The sequence below is a fragment of the Thermoleptolyngbya sichuanensis A183 genome (genome assembly GCF_013177315.1).
GTDB lineage: Bacteria > Cyanobacteriota > Cyanobacteriia > Elainellales > Elainellaceae > Thermoleptolyngbya > Thermoleptolyngbya sichuanensis.
The window spans coordinates 4,915,402-4,930,349 of sequence record NZ_CP053661.1; the positions used below are offsets into that span (position 1 = coordinate 4,915,402).

11 protein-coding genes are annotated in these 14,948 nt (G+C 53.4%); 10 read left to right on the forward strand and 1 reads right to left on the reverse strand.

Features of this window, described 5'->3' with window-relative positions:
- The first annotated feature begins 87 nt into the window (after positions 1-87).
- The 3 genes from HPC62_RS20315 (at position 88) to HPC62_RS20325 (ending at position 5,158) form a co-directional block, all read left to right on the forward strand.
- Positions 88-2,469, forward strand: a complete 2,382-nt coding sequence (locus tag HPC62_RS20315; protein ID WP_172358258.1) for a GumC family protein — start codon at positions 88-90, stop codon at positions 2,467-2,469.
- A 211-nt stretch (positions 2,470-2,680) separates the two neighbouring features.
- Positions 2,681-3,892 (forward strand): Gfo/Idh/MocA family protein, encoded by a 1,212-nt coding sequence (locus tag HPC62_RS20320; RefSeq protein WP_172358259.1) that lies wholly within the window; start codon positions 2,681-2,683, stop codon positions 3,890-3,892.
- A gap of 123 nt (positions 3,893-4,015) precedes the next feature.
- Positions 4,016-5,158: a Gfo/Idh/MocA family protein gene (locus HPC62_RS20325; protein WP_172358260.1), complete on the forward strand. Its 1,143-nt coding sequence runs from the start codon at positions 4,016-4,018 to the stop codon at positions 5,156-5,158.
- On the opposite strand, the gene HPC62_RS20330 is transcribed toward HPC62_RS20325, so the two are convergent.
- Positions 5,143-6,474: a glycosyltransferase gene (locus tag HPC62_RS20330; RefSeq protein ID WP_172358261.1), complete on the reverse strand. Its 1,332-nt coding sequence runs from the start codon at positions 6,472-6,474 to the stop codon at positions 5,143-5,145. The genes HPC62_RS20325 and HPC62_RS20330 overlap by 16 nt on opposite strands.
- A gap of 721 nt (positions 6,475-7,195) precedes the next feature.
- Between HPC62_RS20330 and HPC62_RS20335 the strand changes: the two genes are divergently transcribed.
- The 7 genes from HPC62_RS20335 (at position 7,196) to HPC62_RS20365 (ending at position 14,686) form a co-directional block, all read left to right on the forward strand.
- Positions 7,196-8,248 (forward strand): glycosyltransferase family 2 protein, encoded by a 1,053-nt coding sequence (locus tag HPC62_RS20335; RefSeq protein ID WP_216655299.1) that lies wholly within the window; start codon positions 7,196-7,198, stop codon positions 8,246-8,248.
- A gap of 124 nt (positions 8,249-8,372) precedes the next feature.
- Positions 8,373-8,918 carry a dTDP-4-dehydrorhamnose 3,5-epimerase gene (gene rfbC / locus HPC62_RS20340; RefSeq protein ID WP_172358263.1) on the forward strand — a complete coding sequence of 182 codons (546 nt, stop codon included), beginning with the start codon at positions 8,373-8,375 and terminating at the stop codon, positions 8,916-8,918.
- Entirely contained in the window at positions 8,915-9,904 is a 990-nt protein-coding gene (gene rfbD / locus HPC62_RS20345) for a dTDP-4-dehydrorhamnose reductase (RefSeq protein ID WP_172358264.1), read from the forward strand. Before rfbC ends, rfbD begins: the two co-directional genes overlap by 4 nt.
- Positions 9,876-10,952 carry a glucose-1-phosphate thymidylyltransferase gene (locus HPC62_RS20350; protein WP_172358265.1) on the forward strand — a complete coding sequence of 359 codons (1,077 nt, stop codon included), beginning with the start codon at positions 9,876-9,878 and terminating at the stop codon, positions 10,950-10,952. Before rfbD ends, HPC62_RS20350 begins: the two co-directional genes overlap by 29 nt.
- 99 nt (positions 10,953-11,051) lie before the next feature.
- Complete coding sequence (gene rfbB, locus HPC62_RS20355) at positions 11,052-12,176, forward strand: dTDP-glucose 4,6-dehydratase (protein ID WP_172358266.1); 1,125 nt, start codon at positions 11,052-11,054, stop codon at positions 12,174-12,176.
- 319 nt (positions 12,177-12,495) lie between these two features.
- Positions 12,496-13,332, forward strand: a complete 837-nt coding sequence (locus HPC62_RS20360; protein ID WP_172358267.1) for a WecB/TagA/CpsF family glycosyltransferase — start codon at positions 12,496-12,498, stop codon at positions 13,330-13,332.
- Positions 13,333-13,354: 22 nt separating this feature from the next.
- Entirely contained in the window at positions 13,355-14,686 is a 1,332-nt protein-coding gene (locus HPC62_RS20365; RefSeq protein WP_172358268.1) for a glycosyltransferase family 4 protein, read from the forward strand.
- Positions 14,687-14,948 lie beyond the last annotated feature (262 nt).

Consider the following 14,948-nt stretch of genomic DNA (forward strand, 5'->3'; position numbering starts at 1 on the left):
CAGCAAGCTGTTCATGTTTTCTTCGTATTTTTATCCGTGTGTTGTGCCAGTCTTCTGTAACTCCTCCAATCGTCAGTTGAGTCAGGTATGAACCCAGAAAATCGTCACGAGCCGCTCCGCCTGGAGAGTAGTAACCAGCTGATCAGCCAGTTGCTCAGCCAAAATTCTGCTAGCGATGCCGATGAGTTTGCCCGCCTGATGCGAAAGGGGCTGAACATTGGTACGTATCGGCGCAGCATCTTCCGAAATTTCTGGCTAACGGCGAGCATTGTGGGGTTGGTCAGCAGTCTGGCTGCGTTGCGATATGCCACCACGCCCCCCACCTACTTGGGCGAGTTTCAGCTTTTGGTGGAGCCGCTGAATACACAGGCGCGGGTAGTCGATCCACTGGCAGTCACGCGAACGAGCAATAACGTGCCGACCGAGCATTCCTTTGGCGGGCTGGATTATCCCAGCCAGATTGCCGTGCTGCAAAGCCCCGGAATGCTGGAGTCGATCGTGCAGGAAGTGCAAAAGTCTTATCCAGACTTCAACGTGGGGATGCTGCAACGGGGGCTGACGGTGGAGCGGAAAGGGCAGACGAATACGGATATGACCAAAATTCTTCGCGTCAGCTATGTCCACTCCGACCCCGAACTGGTGGCGATGGTGCTGCGGGAAACGTCGAATCGCTATTTGCAATACAGCCTGGAAGACCGCAAGACCCGCTACAGCGAAGGCATTAAATTCGTTGAAGACCGCTTGCCAGAACTGCAAAATCGGGTGAACTCGCTGCAAGACCAACTGCAAGCGCTGCAAGAGGAATATAACCTGGTTGACCCCAAGGAGCAGGGAACACTGCTGTCGGGAGAGGTGAGCCAGATTGCGGCAGAGGCGCGGGAAACGCGCAAACTCTTGCGGGAACAGGTAACGCTGTATAACTCGCTGCGGCAACAGTTGAACCTGACCCCGGAGGAGGCGATCGCCGCGTCTGCCCTCAGCGAAGAACCGGGCTATCTGAAGCTGCAAGAGCAGATGCAGCAGCTAGAAGCCGAAATTGCCACTCAGTCGGCACAGTTTAGCGAAGAAAGCCCGATTATACTGGATCTGCGTGCAAAGCAGCGCAATCTTTCGAGCCTGATGGCGCAGGAGGCACAGCGCATCTTGGGGCAAAATCTGGGGCAGGGCACGGGCAATCCCCGCGTGCAGGCATTCCAGAACTCTGTTCGGCTCAAGCTAATCGAAGAAATGGTAGCGGCTATCAACCAGATTCGCGTGTTGCAGGCCCGCAGCGCCGAAATTGCAGGCATTCAGGCACAGGTACAAAACCGCTTTCAGGAGCTTCCTGCTGTCTCGCGGCGATACAGCGAAATCCTGCGGCAGCTTGAGATTTCCAACCGCAGCCTGGATCAACTGCTCACCCAGCGCGAAAACTTTCAGATTGAATCGGCCCAGACGGAGGTGCCGTGGGAACTGGTGTCGCCCCCGACGCTGCCGAAAGACGGGCAGGGTCGCCCGATTCCCTTTGCCAAGAGCAACCGAGAACTGCTGGGGGCGATCGGCGCTTCGATTTTGCTGGGGCTGCTGGCGGCTATCTTACTTGACCAGTTCCGCAACGTTTTCTTTAGAACAGAGGACATTCAAGACGCGATCGATCTGCCGGTCATTGGGGTGGTGCCCTACGACGCTGGCGCTGCCCATCTGCAAGCGGAGGTTCCGCCGACCGCAACGGGCGATCGCCTCGATTCTTCTCTGTTTAAGGAAGCCTTCAGTTCGCTCTATGCCAATCTCTGCTTTATGTCGGACGGTGCGCCAATTCGCTCGATCACCGTTTGCTCTGCCTCGCCCAGCGAGGGCAAAACCACGATCGCCCTGCACCTGGCCCAGGTCGTTGCCAGCATGGGCAAGCGGGTGCTGCTGGTAGACAGCAATCTCCGCCATGCCGACTTGCATCGACGGCTGCGGCTGGAGAACGAGACGGGCTTGAGCGATATGCTGCTGCGTGAGGTGCAGCCTGATGACTTGATCCAACCCACCAGCGTCCGCAATCTGTTCGCGCTGACCGCTGGGCAACCCTCGCTAGAAGCCGTCCGGCTGCTGGCATCAGAACACATGCAGACCGCCATGTTCAGGCTGCATCAGACCTACGACCTGGTGATCTACGACGCACCCCACCTGTTGGGATTGACGGATGCGGAGTTCATCTCCGCAAATACCGACGGCATTCTCATGGTGGTGAGCGTTTGTCAGGCTAAGAAATCGCACGTTATGCAAGCTCTGCAATCCCTGAGCGTCCATCGCCTACCGAGTCTAGGTGTGGTTGCCAATCATCCAAACCCCAGGGCGATCGCCTCTCTGGGCTACTACAACACCCATCCGCGCCCGCTGCGGCGACAGGCCCGCATGGTGGAGGAACCCGCCCGCGCCCTGCTGAATGGCAGTTCTGGTAGTTCCAACGGCGGTAATGGTTCTCATCATTCCAGAAGCTAGATACGGTTCAAAAAAGCTGGTTTTTTGCATGGATTAGGTGTGATTAGGCGTGGTTATTCAGAGCGTCTGCACGCATTCCAGCCCATCCCAACAGCATTCATCACGGGTTTCATATCACTGGTTCAATATCAGGCTTCGACGTTTCAACATAGGACTTTAATTGGAATCTGACTGAGATATTCAACTTCAATTCTTAGCTGCGGAGGGTGTAATGCGGATTGCGATTGTTGGTTGTGGATTCGTTGCAGACTACTATCTCAAAACCTTGCAGCGGCATCCAGAACTCAAGCTGATGGGCGTGATGGATCGCGTTCCAGAACGTGCCGAGCGCTTTTCCGAATACCATTCCGTCCCTCGGTATGACACGTTCGACGATCTGTTAAAAGATCCCGACGTGGATATTGTCCTCAATCTCACCAATCCCCGCAGCCATTACCAGGTTTCCAGAGATTGCCTGGCCGCTGGCAAACACGTCTATTCTGAAAAACCGCTGGCGATGGACATGGCAGACGCAACTGAACTGGTTGAACTGGCTGAACGTCGCGGCTTGCTAATTGCTTCAGCGCCCTGTAGCGTGCTGGGCGAAACGGCGCAGACGGTGTGGCGGGCGCTGCGGGAAAATCGCATCGGCAAGGTGCGCCTGGTCTATGCCGAAATGGACGACGGACTGGTTCACAAAATGCCCTACCAAAAATGGGTCAGCGAATCGGGCGTGCCCTGGCCCTACAAGGACGAATTTGAAGTGGGCTGCACGCTGGAACATGCAGGCTATTACGTGACGTGGCTCACGGCATTTTTTGGCCCGGCAGAATCGGTGACGGCGTTTTCCTCCTGCCTGATTCCCGACAAGGAAACGAACGTGCCGCTGGCGGTGAATGCGCCCGATTTCTCCGTTGCCTGCATCAAGTTTGCCTCTGGCGTGGTGGCGCGGCTCACCTGCGGCATTGTGGCCCCGCATGACCACGGGCTGCGAATCATTGGCGACGACGGCGTGTTGGGCATTCACGACTGCTGGTATTACGAAGATCCGGTATACATCCAGCGGATGGTGACCCTGCGCCGCAAAGCCTTTATGAGTCCAATCAAACAGCGCTACCCGCTGCTGAGAAAAGGGGGCAAACGGTTTAACTATAAGGGTTCTCAGCAGATGGACTTCGCCCGTGGCGTGGCAGAAATGGCAGCGGCGATCGCCGAAGGTCGTCCCTGTCGCCTGTCGCCCCGCTTTTCGCTGCACAACAACGAAATCGTGCTGGCGATTCAAAACGCAATGGAAACCAGCCGAACCTATCGGCTCACCACAACCTTTGAGCCAATTGCGCCAATGCCCTGGGCCAGCGATGGGGTAGAGACGAGGGAACAGCCCCAATTGGAGCCAATGTCCACGGCGAAAGTCGCAGCTTTAACATCTAGAATCCCGCAGTGAAGTCCCGTACTCGAATCTCGCACTAGAATCCCGCACTGAATTCGCACTCAGTTTCTCACGCTAAGGTTCCGCAGTAAGATCCGCACTGAATTCGCACTCAATTTCTCGCGCTAAGTTTCTGAGATGCAAACACCATCGCGCACAATTCGCTGGGGTATTTTGGGCACGGGCTATATTTCCAGGGCGTTTGCCGAGGGGCTACGGCCGCTGCCGGGGGCGCAACTGGTGGCGATCGCCTCTCGCACGCTGTCGAACGCCCAGCAGTTTGCCCGCGAGTTTGGCGTGACGAAGGCTTACGGCAGCTATGAGGAACTAGTGCAAGATGCCGAAGTAGATGTGGTTTATATCGGCACGCCCAACAGTCGCCACCACGACGACTGCCTGCTGTGTCTGGGGGCGGGCAAGCCTGTGTTGTGCGAAAAGCCCTTTGCAATGAATGCGCGAGAAGCCAGCGAGGTCATTGAGTTTGCTCGCAAGCAGCATCTCTTTTGCATGGAGGCGATGTGGATGCGCTTCTTGCCGCTGGTGCAGCGAGTCCGGCAGATGGTTCAAAGCGGGGCGATTGGCGAAGTGTGTACGCTGACGGCGGAGTTTGGCTATCCGGCTGCGTTTGACCCGTCGAGCCGCTTGTTTAACCGGGAACTGGGGGGCGGGGCGCTGCTGGATCGGGGCGTGTATCCGCTGTCGCTGGCGTACTTTTTGCTGGGGGAACCGGAGAGCGTGGTCAGTCAGGCGGCGATCGCCACCACAGGCGTTGATGAACAGTCCAGCTATTTGCTGAAATATGAGGGCGGGCAACTGGCGATGCTGTCGGCAAATCTGCGAACCTACGCCAGCAACGAAGCTGTGATTACAGGCACTCGCGGACAAATTCGCATTCATGCACCGTTTTATAAGCCGCATCAGCTCTCGGTGAGGACGTTTGCGGCAGCGGGCGATGGCTCAAGCCAAGCCTCAGGCGGGAATCGTCCGTCTAGCCTGAAACAAATCGTAGCATCCGCTGTTCGAGACAATTCCCTTCTGCAACGCCTCTATCTGCAATTCGGCGATCCGTTCCTCAAGCGACTCCGTCAGCCAACCAAAACCATCCTGGAGCCATACGCGGGGAATGGCTACGGCTATGAAGCCGCCGAGGTGATGCGGTGTCTTCGCAGCGGCGAGATCGAGAGCAGGATCATGCCACTAGACGAGACGCTGGCCATTCAAAAAGCAATGGACGAGATGCGTCGCCAGTGGGGTTTGGTGTATTCTCAAGATGAGATCTGACTTGAAATCTGACTAGGAACTTTTTCGAGATTGCGAGGGAGGGCGATCGCCCCTGAGTCCCGTTCCTTAGAGTCCCGTTCCTGTACAGAGTCTGCCATGTCTGCAAGTCCTGGATGCGTCACGTAGCGCTGGAATAACGCCGCCAGCCGCGCCGCTTCTACCCTGGCGCTGTGGAACTGAGCCACTCGCGCTGCGCCAGCCTGCCCCATGCGCTCCAAATCTGCCAGCGGTGTCTGCAAGACCTGGCGCATCGCCGCCGCCAGCGTCGTTACGGAACCCGAGGGCACCAGCCAGCCGCAGACTCCCGGCTCCACCAGTTCAGGAATCCCGGCAATATAGGTACTTAGCACGGGTCGCCCCAGCGCCAGCGACTCCATCAGCACCACGGGCAGCCCCTCGGCAAAGCTAGGCAGCACCATCACCTGCGCCGCCAAAATCTGCTGTTGCACTTCCGCATTGGTCGCCCAGCCCGTGATTTCTAGATAGTCGTGCAGATTCAGCGCCTTGATACGCTGTTCAATCTGCGCCCGTAGCGGCCCATCGCCCACCAAGACGACCTTAAACCTTAATCCCTCTGCTGCAAGCTGGCTCACCGCTTCCAGCAGCAGCAGGTGGCCCTTTTGCTCCCCCAACCGCCCCACGCAGACAAAGCGAGACTCCTGCGGCAACGGTACAGACGGCTGCAATAAGAATAAGTCATCTACGCCGCAGTGGATGATGTGAATCTTTGACCACTGCGGATAGTCGCACCAGCGAAAAAGCTGACTTTCGGTAAAGGAACTGATGGCGACGACAAAGGCAGCGTGGCGAATTTTTTCAGAGAGGGCGATCGCCTCTGGCTTGTCAAACTCGTGGGGGCCGTGAACCGTGAAGCTATAGGACGGCCCGCCTAGCGCATGACACAGCATCGCCACTGCGGTTGCATTCGTGCCAAAGTGCGCGTGTACGTGGTCGATGCCCATTTCTATGCAGCCGCGCAGCAATCCACAGGCCTCAGCTAGGTAAACTAGGTTCACCAGCAGCCCCCGATCCGATTTCCAGCCCGTTTTGAGCGCTAGTCGCAGCGCAGCGAGAAATCGTTGAGGGCGGCTCATCACCCCGCGAACCGCATTCAGCAGCAGGTCAAATTTAGAGCCTAGAATAAACCGTGTTTTTTGAAACTCTTGCTGATCCGCCGCGTCAGTCAGCGCCAGTTCTGGTTTGCGAATCGAGAAACGGGTTACGTCAATTCCCTGCGTTTCCAGTTCCAGAATTTCTCGACGGATGAATGTGCAGCTTGCATAGGGATGCTGATTCATCAGGTAAGCAATCTTCATAGCAGCGATGCACTCAGAGAAAAATGAATTTCAAAAGATTGTGACACATTGCAGCACTGCATTTATGTCCCGGACAACACTAAGGTGAGAAGTTAGCCGACTGTGCAAGTTCTGTGTATTTCAAAATTATGTTTTATATGAACAGTTCAGAGCGAGATAAAGACGGGGTGTTGGGATTTGACCTGGCACGGAGCTTTTTGGAATTATGAAGTTCACATGAACTTGAAACGTAGAAACTGTAAAGCTGATGATCTAGAACAAAGCCATGCAGCAGTGTCTTCGGTGTATTCACGGAAACATTTCTAGCCCACAAGACGCTTGAATTCATGGGATGTTAGCCCGATCCGTCTTGGAAAGAGGCAATCGCCTGCGTCATAGTCGTCAATTCTTGAATATGAAGTTTACGTGAATCTGAGGTATAGATATTGCGAAAATCAGGTGTTGCCTAAAGAATAAATTCGAGCAGAGCTAAGTGTATTCACTGAAGCTCTTCTGTTGCTCCAGGGTTGCAGTTATGGTCATCACTGATTGGGTCTTGCTTCTGCTGTCTGGAGTCGTTCTAGTTCCTTGCGCCGTTCTACTCACTGAGTGTGTAATGGCGTTACGGATTTCGCAGAAGTCATCAGGCAGACTGCCTCGTTTGTGTTCAGAAGAGGATTCGTGGTCTAGTATACGAAATGATGTAGAAGCGGGCGATCGCTCGTTCCGGTTTATGGTTCTTATGCCTGCTCACAACGAGGAGCTTGGCATTTCGGACTGCTTGCATCACCTCATCCGCGAGGTTGATTCTCCTGAGCAGGTCTTAGTCGTAGCGGATAACTGCACGGATCAAACAGCGGCGATCGCTCGTTCCTTTGGAGTGGATGTGATTGAGCGCCAAAACCCGGCTCGGCTTGGTAAGGGCTATGCACTGGACTATGGTCTGAGGCATCTCGAAGCTGTGCGTCCAGATGTTGTCGTTCTAGTAGATGCAGATTGCGTAGCACGTTCGGGTAGCATTCAGCGTATTGTTCAGTTGGCGTTCCAAGAAAATCGTCCTGTTCAGGCAGTCTATCTGATGCGGACTCCTGAAGCTCCGAGTCAACGAGATCTGATTTCTGCTCTAGCCTTCTTGTTCAAGAATTTGGTTCGTCCCGTAGGGATGGCGCAGCTTGGGCTTCCCTGCTGGCTGACAGGTACGGGCATGGCTTTTCCGTGGTCAGTGATTCGCCAGGTGTCGCTGTCCAGCGGAAACTTGGTTGAGGATATGCAGATGTCGGTTGACTTGGCGATCGCGGGTTCTGCCCCCCTCTTGTGTGCAGATGCAGAAATTGGAGGCTGTCTACCGTCTCAGCGCACGTCTGCCAAGCAGCAGCGGACGCGATGGGAGCATGGTCATTTGCAAACTTTGAAGACGCAGGTACCCCGCCTGTTGCAGGCAGCGATCCATCAGCAGCGGCTCGATCTCTTGATGCTGGCACTAGACCTGGGCGTTCCGCCACTAGCGCTGCTGGTGCTGCTTTGGACAGCGTCGGTTTTGGCTGCCATGGCGGGTTTTGCCGTGGGCGGAACGATCTTACCTCTAGTGATTTCGGCACTGGCGGGCGCGTTTTTATTAGTCGCTGTGCTGTTGGGGTGGTATCGATTCGGGCGATCGCTCGTGCCCTTGAGCGCGATCCTTGCTGTTCCGTTTTACATTCTTTGGAAGATTCCGCTCTACGTCACATTTCTGTTCCGTCCGCAAACCAAATGGATTCGCACTGACCGCGAGATGCTTCGTACTGCTGAAGATTAGCAGCATGGAGCTTCAAGCAAGCGTTAATCGTAAACGCTGTGTCAGAGTTTTTTATCTACAACCTTTACCTAGAAAGAGTGGGCCGGTCACGACCGTTATCGACAGGCAAGCAGGGCGCAGCACTATGCAAATTACCCAGGCTGAAATTTCAGATGTTTTAATTCTTGAGCCTCGTCTATTTGGCGACAGCCGGGGCTTCTTTTACGAAAGTTTTAATCAGAAGGTTTTTGGAGATAAGACGGGTGTGGACGCGCAGTTTGTCCAGGACAACCATTCTCGCTCAATGCAAAACGTGCTGCGCGGGCTGCACTATCAGATTCAGCAACCCCAAGGGAAGCTGGTACGGGTCATCCAGGGTGCCATCTTTGACGTTGCGGTCGATTTGCGCCGACAATCGCCCACTTTCGCACAGTGGGTGGGTTGGGAGATAAGCGCCGAAAACCGCCGCCAGATTTGGGTTCCGCCTGGTTTTGCCCACGGTTTTGTGGTGCTGTCGGAAGCGGCAGAGGTGCTGTATAAAACGACGGACTATTACGCGCCGCAGCACGAGCGATGCATTCGCTGGGATGATCCCGATTTGGCGATCGCCTGGCCGCTCCAGTCGTCGCCGATCCTGTCTGCAAAAGATGAAGCAGGACAGCCATTGAGAATGGCGGAGGTATACCCATGACCTCAATTTTGTTAATCGGTGCCGCAGGGCAACTGGGACAGGAATTGCAGCGAAAGTTACCCTGCATTGGAACCGTTAAAAGCCTGGATCGACGCTGCCTAGATCTCACACAAACTGACCGGATCTATCAGGCCGTTTATGAATGCAAGCCGGACGTGATCGTGAACGCGGCCGCCTACACAGCCGTTGATCAGGCAGAACGCGAACCAGAACTCGCCCACGCCATTAATGCGGAAGCGCCCACAACGCTGGCGGAGATTGCAAGCCGCATTGGCGCATCGCTGGTTCATGTCTCAACGGACTACGTGTTTGATGGGCAGTCCCACACGCCCTATCAGGAGGCTGCTTTGACCGGGCCCATTAGCGCCTATGGACGCTCCAAGCTGGCAGGGGAGATCGGCATTCGGCAGGCCTGCGATCGCCACATCATTCTCCGCACGTCCTGGGTCTACAGCACTTGGGGCAAGAGCAATTTTGTAAAAACCATGCTGCGGCTGGGGGGCGATCGCCCAGAGATTCGCGTAGTCGCGGATCAGGTAGGCGCTCCTACCTGGGCGGCAGACCTGGCCCAGGCGATCGCCATTTTGATATCGCGCTCTGGTGCGACTTCGGATCGGGTGCATCAGGGCTTGCCGAATGGGTTGCTGGTGCAGAGCAGTTCCCCTGTCAATGGCAGTTCCCAGGAATCGCTCTGGGGAACCTACCACTTTACGAATAGCGGCGTTGCAAGCTGGTACGACTTTTCGGTGGCCATTTTTGAAATTGCGAGTCAGCTTGGGTTTCCCCTCCAAGTGCAGCGGATTGTGCCAATTTCCACGGCGGAGTATCCTACGCCCGCGCAACGTCCTGCCTACTCGGTCTTGTCGCTCAAAAAAACCGCTGCGGCGCTGGGTGGCTATCCCCCCCACTGGCGGCAATCGTTGAAAAAGATGCTGGCTGAACTTTATACCCACTCCTATGAAAGCGCTTATTCTCTCCGGCGGTAAAGGAACGCGCCTGCGTCCACTCACCTACACTGGTGCAAAACAGTTGGTGCCCGTGGCCAACAAGCCCATTCTCTGGTACGGGATTGAGGCGATCGCCGCTGCGGGCATTACCGACATCGGCATCGTCATCAGCCCAGAAACGGGCGCAGAGGTAAGGGCGAAGACGGGCGACGGTAGCCGCTTCGGGGTCCGCATTACCTACATCCTCCAAGAACAGCCCGCCGGCCTGGCCCACGCGGTTAAGACAGCGCAGCCCTTTCTAGAAGCTTCACCGTTTGTCTTGTATCTGGGAGACAACCTAGTACAGGGGGAACTGGGCCTGTTTCTGGAATGCTTCCAAGCGAGGGGACTGGACGCATTGACCCTGCTGTGCAGCGTACCAAACCCCAGCGCTTTTGGGGTCGCTGAGGTCGATGAGCAAGGGCGCGTGCTGCGGCTGGTCGAGAAGCCCAAGCATCCCCCGTCTAACCTAGCGCTGGTGGGGATTTACTTCTTCTCGCCACGGATTCATGAGGCGATCGCCAGCATTCAGCCCTCTGCCCGGGGCGAACTGGAAATTACCGACGCAATTCAATTCTTAATCGATCAGCAAAAGCAGGTCGAAGCGCTGCAAATCCAGGGCTGGTGGCTGGATACCGGGAAAAAAGACGACCTGCTGGAGGCAAATCAGATTATCCTGGACGACTGCCTCTGTACGCAGCTAGAGGGCAACATCGACAACGCCAGCAAAATTAGCGGTCGTGTCCAGATTGCACCAGACTCTCAGGTGATTAACTGCACCATCCGCGGCCCGGTTGTAATCGGTCGGGATTGCTACCTGGAAAATTGCTTCATTGGCCCGTACAGCAGCATTGGCGATCGCGTCAAATTAGTCGATGCCGATTTAGAACACAGCGTTGTCTTGGAAGGCGCTGCGGTTGTTGGAATTCACCAGCGCATTGTAGATAGCGTAATCGGTCAACGGGTTCAGATCAAAGCCGCACCGCAACGCCCAAAGGCCCTCCGGTTCATGGTGGGCGACGACTGTCATATCGAGCTTTGCCAGTAGCACGGCATGGGTAACGCAGAGGATTTGAATGGGGAAAACACCGATTTTGTTAATGACTTCTTTTGTTCAGATGTCGAGATGAAATATCAAGGTTAAAAAATGAGTCAAGCCATTCAGGATAACGTGCATCTACCAGCTACTCGTCGTCTGCTAATTACAGGTGGCGCAGGATTCATTGGGGCGAACTTTGTGCATCATTGGCACAGGGCCTATCCGGGCGATCGTCTAGTCATTCTCGATGCCCTGACCTATGCAGGCAACCTGCAAAATTTAGAGTCACTCCTTGAAGAAGAAAATATCCGATTCGTGCAGGGAGACATCTGCGATCGCCCCTCGCTTGATTCACTGTTGCGAGAAGAAGCGATTGACACTCTCGTCCACTTTGCAGCAGAATCCCATGTCGATCGGTCAATCTTTGGTCCTGCGGCATTCGTGCAGACCAATGTCCTCGGCACGTTCACGCTTCTAGAAGCCTTCCGGGATCATTGGAACGAGCAGCAGCAGCCCGATCACTACCGCTTTCACCATGTCTCCACGGATGAGGTCTATGGCAGTCTCGGCCCCAACGACCCGGCTTTTTCAGAAACTACGCCCTACGCCCCCAATAGCCCCTACTCCGCATCGAAGGCAGGCAGTGATCACCTTGTGCGAGCTTATCACCACACCTACGGACTGCCAACGCTGATTACCAACTGCTCGAATAACTACGGCCCGTATCAATTCCCAGAAAAGCTGATCCCGCTGATGTGCATCAACATTCTGCTGGGCAGGCCGCTGCCTGTGTATGGCGATGGGCAAAATGTTCGCGATTGGCTCTATGTCGGCGACCATTGCAGCGCTCTAGAAGCAGTACTGACCCGCGGCATCCCCGGAGAGGTCTACAACATCGGCGGCAATAACGAGGTCAAGAACCTGGACTTAGTGCAAGCACTCTGCGACCTGATGGATGAACTTGCGCCCCAACTGCCAGTGCGCCCCAGTCGCAACTTAATCACCTTTGTCAAAGATCGTCCAGGGCACGATCGCCGCTATGCAATTGACGCAACCAAAATCAAAGCCCAGCTCGGCTGGACACCTGCGGAAACCTGGCAGACGGGGCTTCGGCGCACCGTGGAATGGTATCTCGCGCACCCTTTCTGGTGGCAACCGCTGTTGTCGAAGAAGCTTACCCTGCCTTACACATCTGCCGAATTTTCAGATCTTTTTCAGACCACTCGCTGTTAGTTTGCAGTTATCGCTCATCTCTCAATCATCAGGGTTTGCATTTCTGAATCATCCTTCCAGCCAATACTTTTTGTTTGATTTAACAATCATTTTTAGAGCGATCGCCCGAAATAACTATAGCTATAGAATTTCTCCTGAAAAATCTCGTCACAAGGTTACGATCAATACTTACAAGCCCAATTAATTTGTGGTTTATTCACCTTATTAGCTCGTCTTGAAACACTGTCAAGTTGATTCATTGATCGACTTCAAGCGTGTTGATTGATCCAGCCGATAGGCACTCACACTGGTCATTCATTAAGCGTCAGGATCACTAGCCATGAAACTTGGTAACGGGTTTGGTGCCCTAAGGGAAATTAAAATCCTGGGCATTTCAATACACAATTTCTCTAAGCAGGAGTTCCTAGAATTGTTAGACTCTGGCGTTGTGTTTACTCCCAACGTCGATCACCTCATTAAACTAGAACGAGATTTTGATTTCTATCGGGTTTATCAAGAGGCGGACTATCGAGTTTGTGACAGCAAAATTTTATATTATGTATCTCACTTCTTGGGAGTGCCGATTAGAGAAAAGATCTCTGGCTCTGAACTATTACCGGATTTTTGTCAGCACCACAAAGACAACGAAGATATCAGGATCTTTCTGCTGGGTGCCCGTGAAGGCGTTGCCTATCGAGCGCAGCAGCGGATGAATGCCAAAGCAGGCAGAGACATTGTTGTGGGAGCCTACTCGCCTTCGTTTGGCTTTGAGCGAGATGAGACAGAGTGCGCCGAGATCATTGACATGATTAATCGCTCCGGCGCAACGGTCTTGGCCGTTGGCGTAGGGGCCCCCAAGCAAGAAAAGTGGATTGCTAAATACAAACATCAGCTCCCAAATGTTCGTATTTTTCTGGCAATCGGCGCAGCCATTGACTTTGAGGCGGGCTATAAGCAGCGATCGCCCCGTTGGATTAGCGAGGCGGGCCTGGAATGGCTCCATCGTCTGCTGTCTGAACCCCGGCGGCTATGGCGACGCTATCTGATTGAGGGACTTCCCTTCTTTTGGCTCGTCCTCAAGCAAAAGCTGAATCTCTATCGCTCTCCCCACCTTTCTGCACTCTCGCATCAAGCCTACAAATCTCAAGAAAAAATCGCTCAGAAAGTTGGCGGTTAAACGCTTTAGGAACCTTGAACGGATGAGAAACTCTGATTCCAAAACCTATTTGATGGTTTTGCCTGTTTACTATTACAGGCTCGATTCCCAAACCGTTGCATTAGAGAGTGCGTTTGTGAAGCACTTGATGCTGCTAAGAGAAAAGATTTCACCCATCTTTAATCATCTTGTGGTTGGGCTGGTTGAAATGAGTGATGAGGAGTATTCTCATAGGAAGCAATGGCTATCAGTTGTGGATGAATCTGAAGCAGGAATTCGATTCAAGTCGCTGTATAGAGTTCAAGATTTATCTTCCAAAGCTCAGCAGTTTTTTCAGCTATTTCGGGTTGCAAACAGATTAAAAAGTCTGATTTCGCAATGCGATCTGTTGCATACTGGCTTGGCTGCAAACATCTGGTTTCCAATGGAGTTTATTGCGACACTGCTGGGTCGAATTCTTAAGAAACCGACAGTTTACGTCGTAGACATTGACTTCAGAAACACGGCTCAGATGAGCTATGAAACAGGGACTTGGTCACTCAAGAGTTATCTACTTTGCAAATATATCTACGACAGCTTTCGGGCACTGCAAGTTTACTGCGCGTCCAAAATCTGCTCACTAATTTTGCTAAAAGGCGAAAAGCTCTGCCGTGATTTTGGCAGAGGTAAGCCGAATGTGAAGAACTTCTTGGATGCGGCGCATAGCAGGCATCACATTATTAGAAGAGATCGGCTGGCTCAAAAGTTGCTAAATCTAGAAGATCAAGGGCGGCCTCTAGAAGTGGTTTACTTCGGACGGTTAACGCCCTACAAGGGAGTTGATCGGTGCCTTCACGCAGTGGCGATCGCCCATCACCAGTTCGGATGCGATGTCGTATTTCACGTCATTGGTAGCGGTGAGCAGCTAGAAGAACTGAAGCGTCTGGCACAATCTTTGAAAATTATCGAAAGAGTCATTTTCCACGGCGCACTTCCATTTAACCAGGACTTTTTTGAGAAGCTTTACTCATATCACCTGCTGTTAGCAGCACCGCTCAATGAAGACACGCCTCGCAGCGCCCTAGATGCGATGGCAGCAGGGATTCCAATCCTTGCATTTGATACCTACTACTACAGAGATCTTTCAGCCACTGGTGCGGTTGATACAGTTGCCTGGCCGTCCATAGAAGAAATGTCTCAAAAGATTGCATACTACAGCAAGAATAGAGATTTGCTAGCGGACATGGCAGTCCAAGCTGTTGAATTTGCAAAACAAAATACTCAAGAGGAATGGTTGCAGCGGCGCTTTGAGTGGACGCTAGCTTTTGCTGGAATCACTCAACCAGCTTTGGCTACTCCACAGACAGGACAGCGACAGCTTTCAAATGTGAGTTAAGTCTTCTCTTATTCAAAAATTAAATTTTCAAAAGTGTATTAATCGAAGTTCTTGGAGGTTTCTCCATGCAGCTAAAGCATCTTTCAAGGCTAGCAACTCGACATCTCTATCACAACACCCCTAAAACTCTCTATTTGGCAACTGGACATGACCACACTCGTCCATTGTCTATTCGAGGATTTGTTAATGAACGCGACTGCTAACACTTGTTGAGAGTATCATGAAGGCAATTTTAGTCAACAACTATGACCTGCTCGGAATC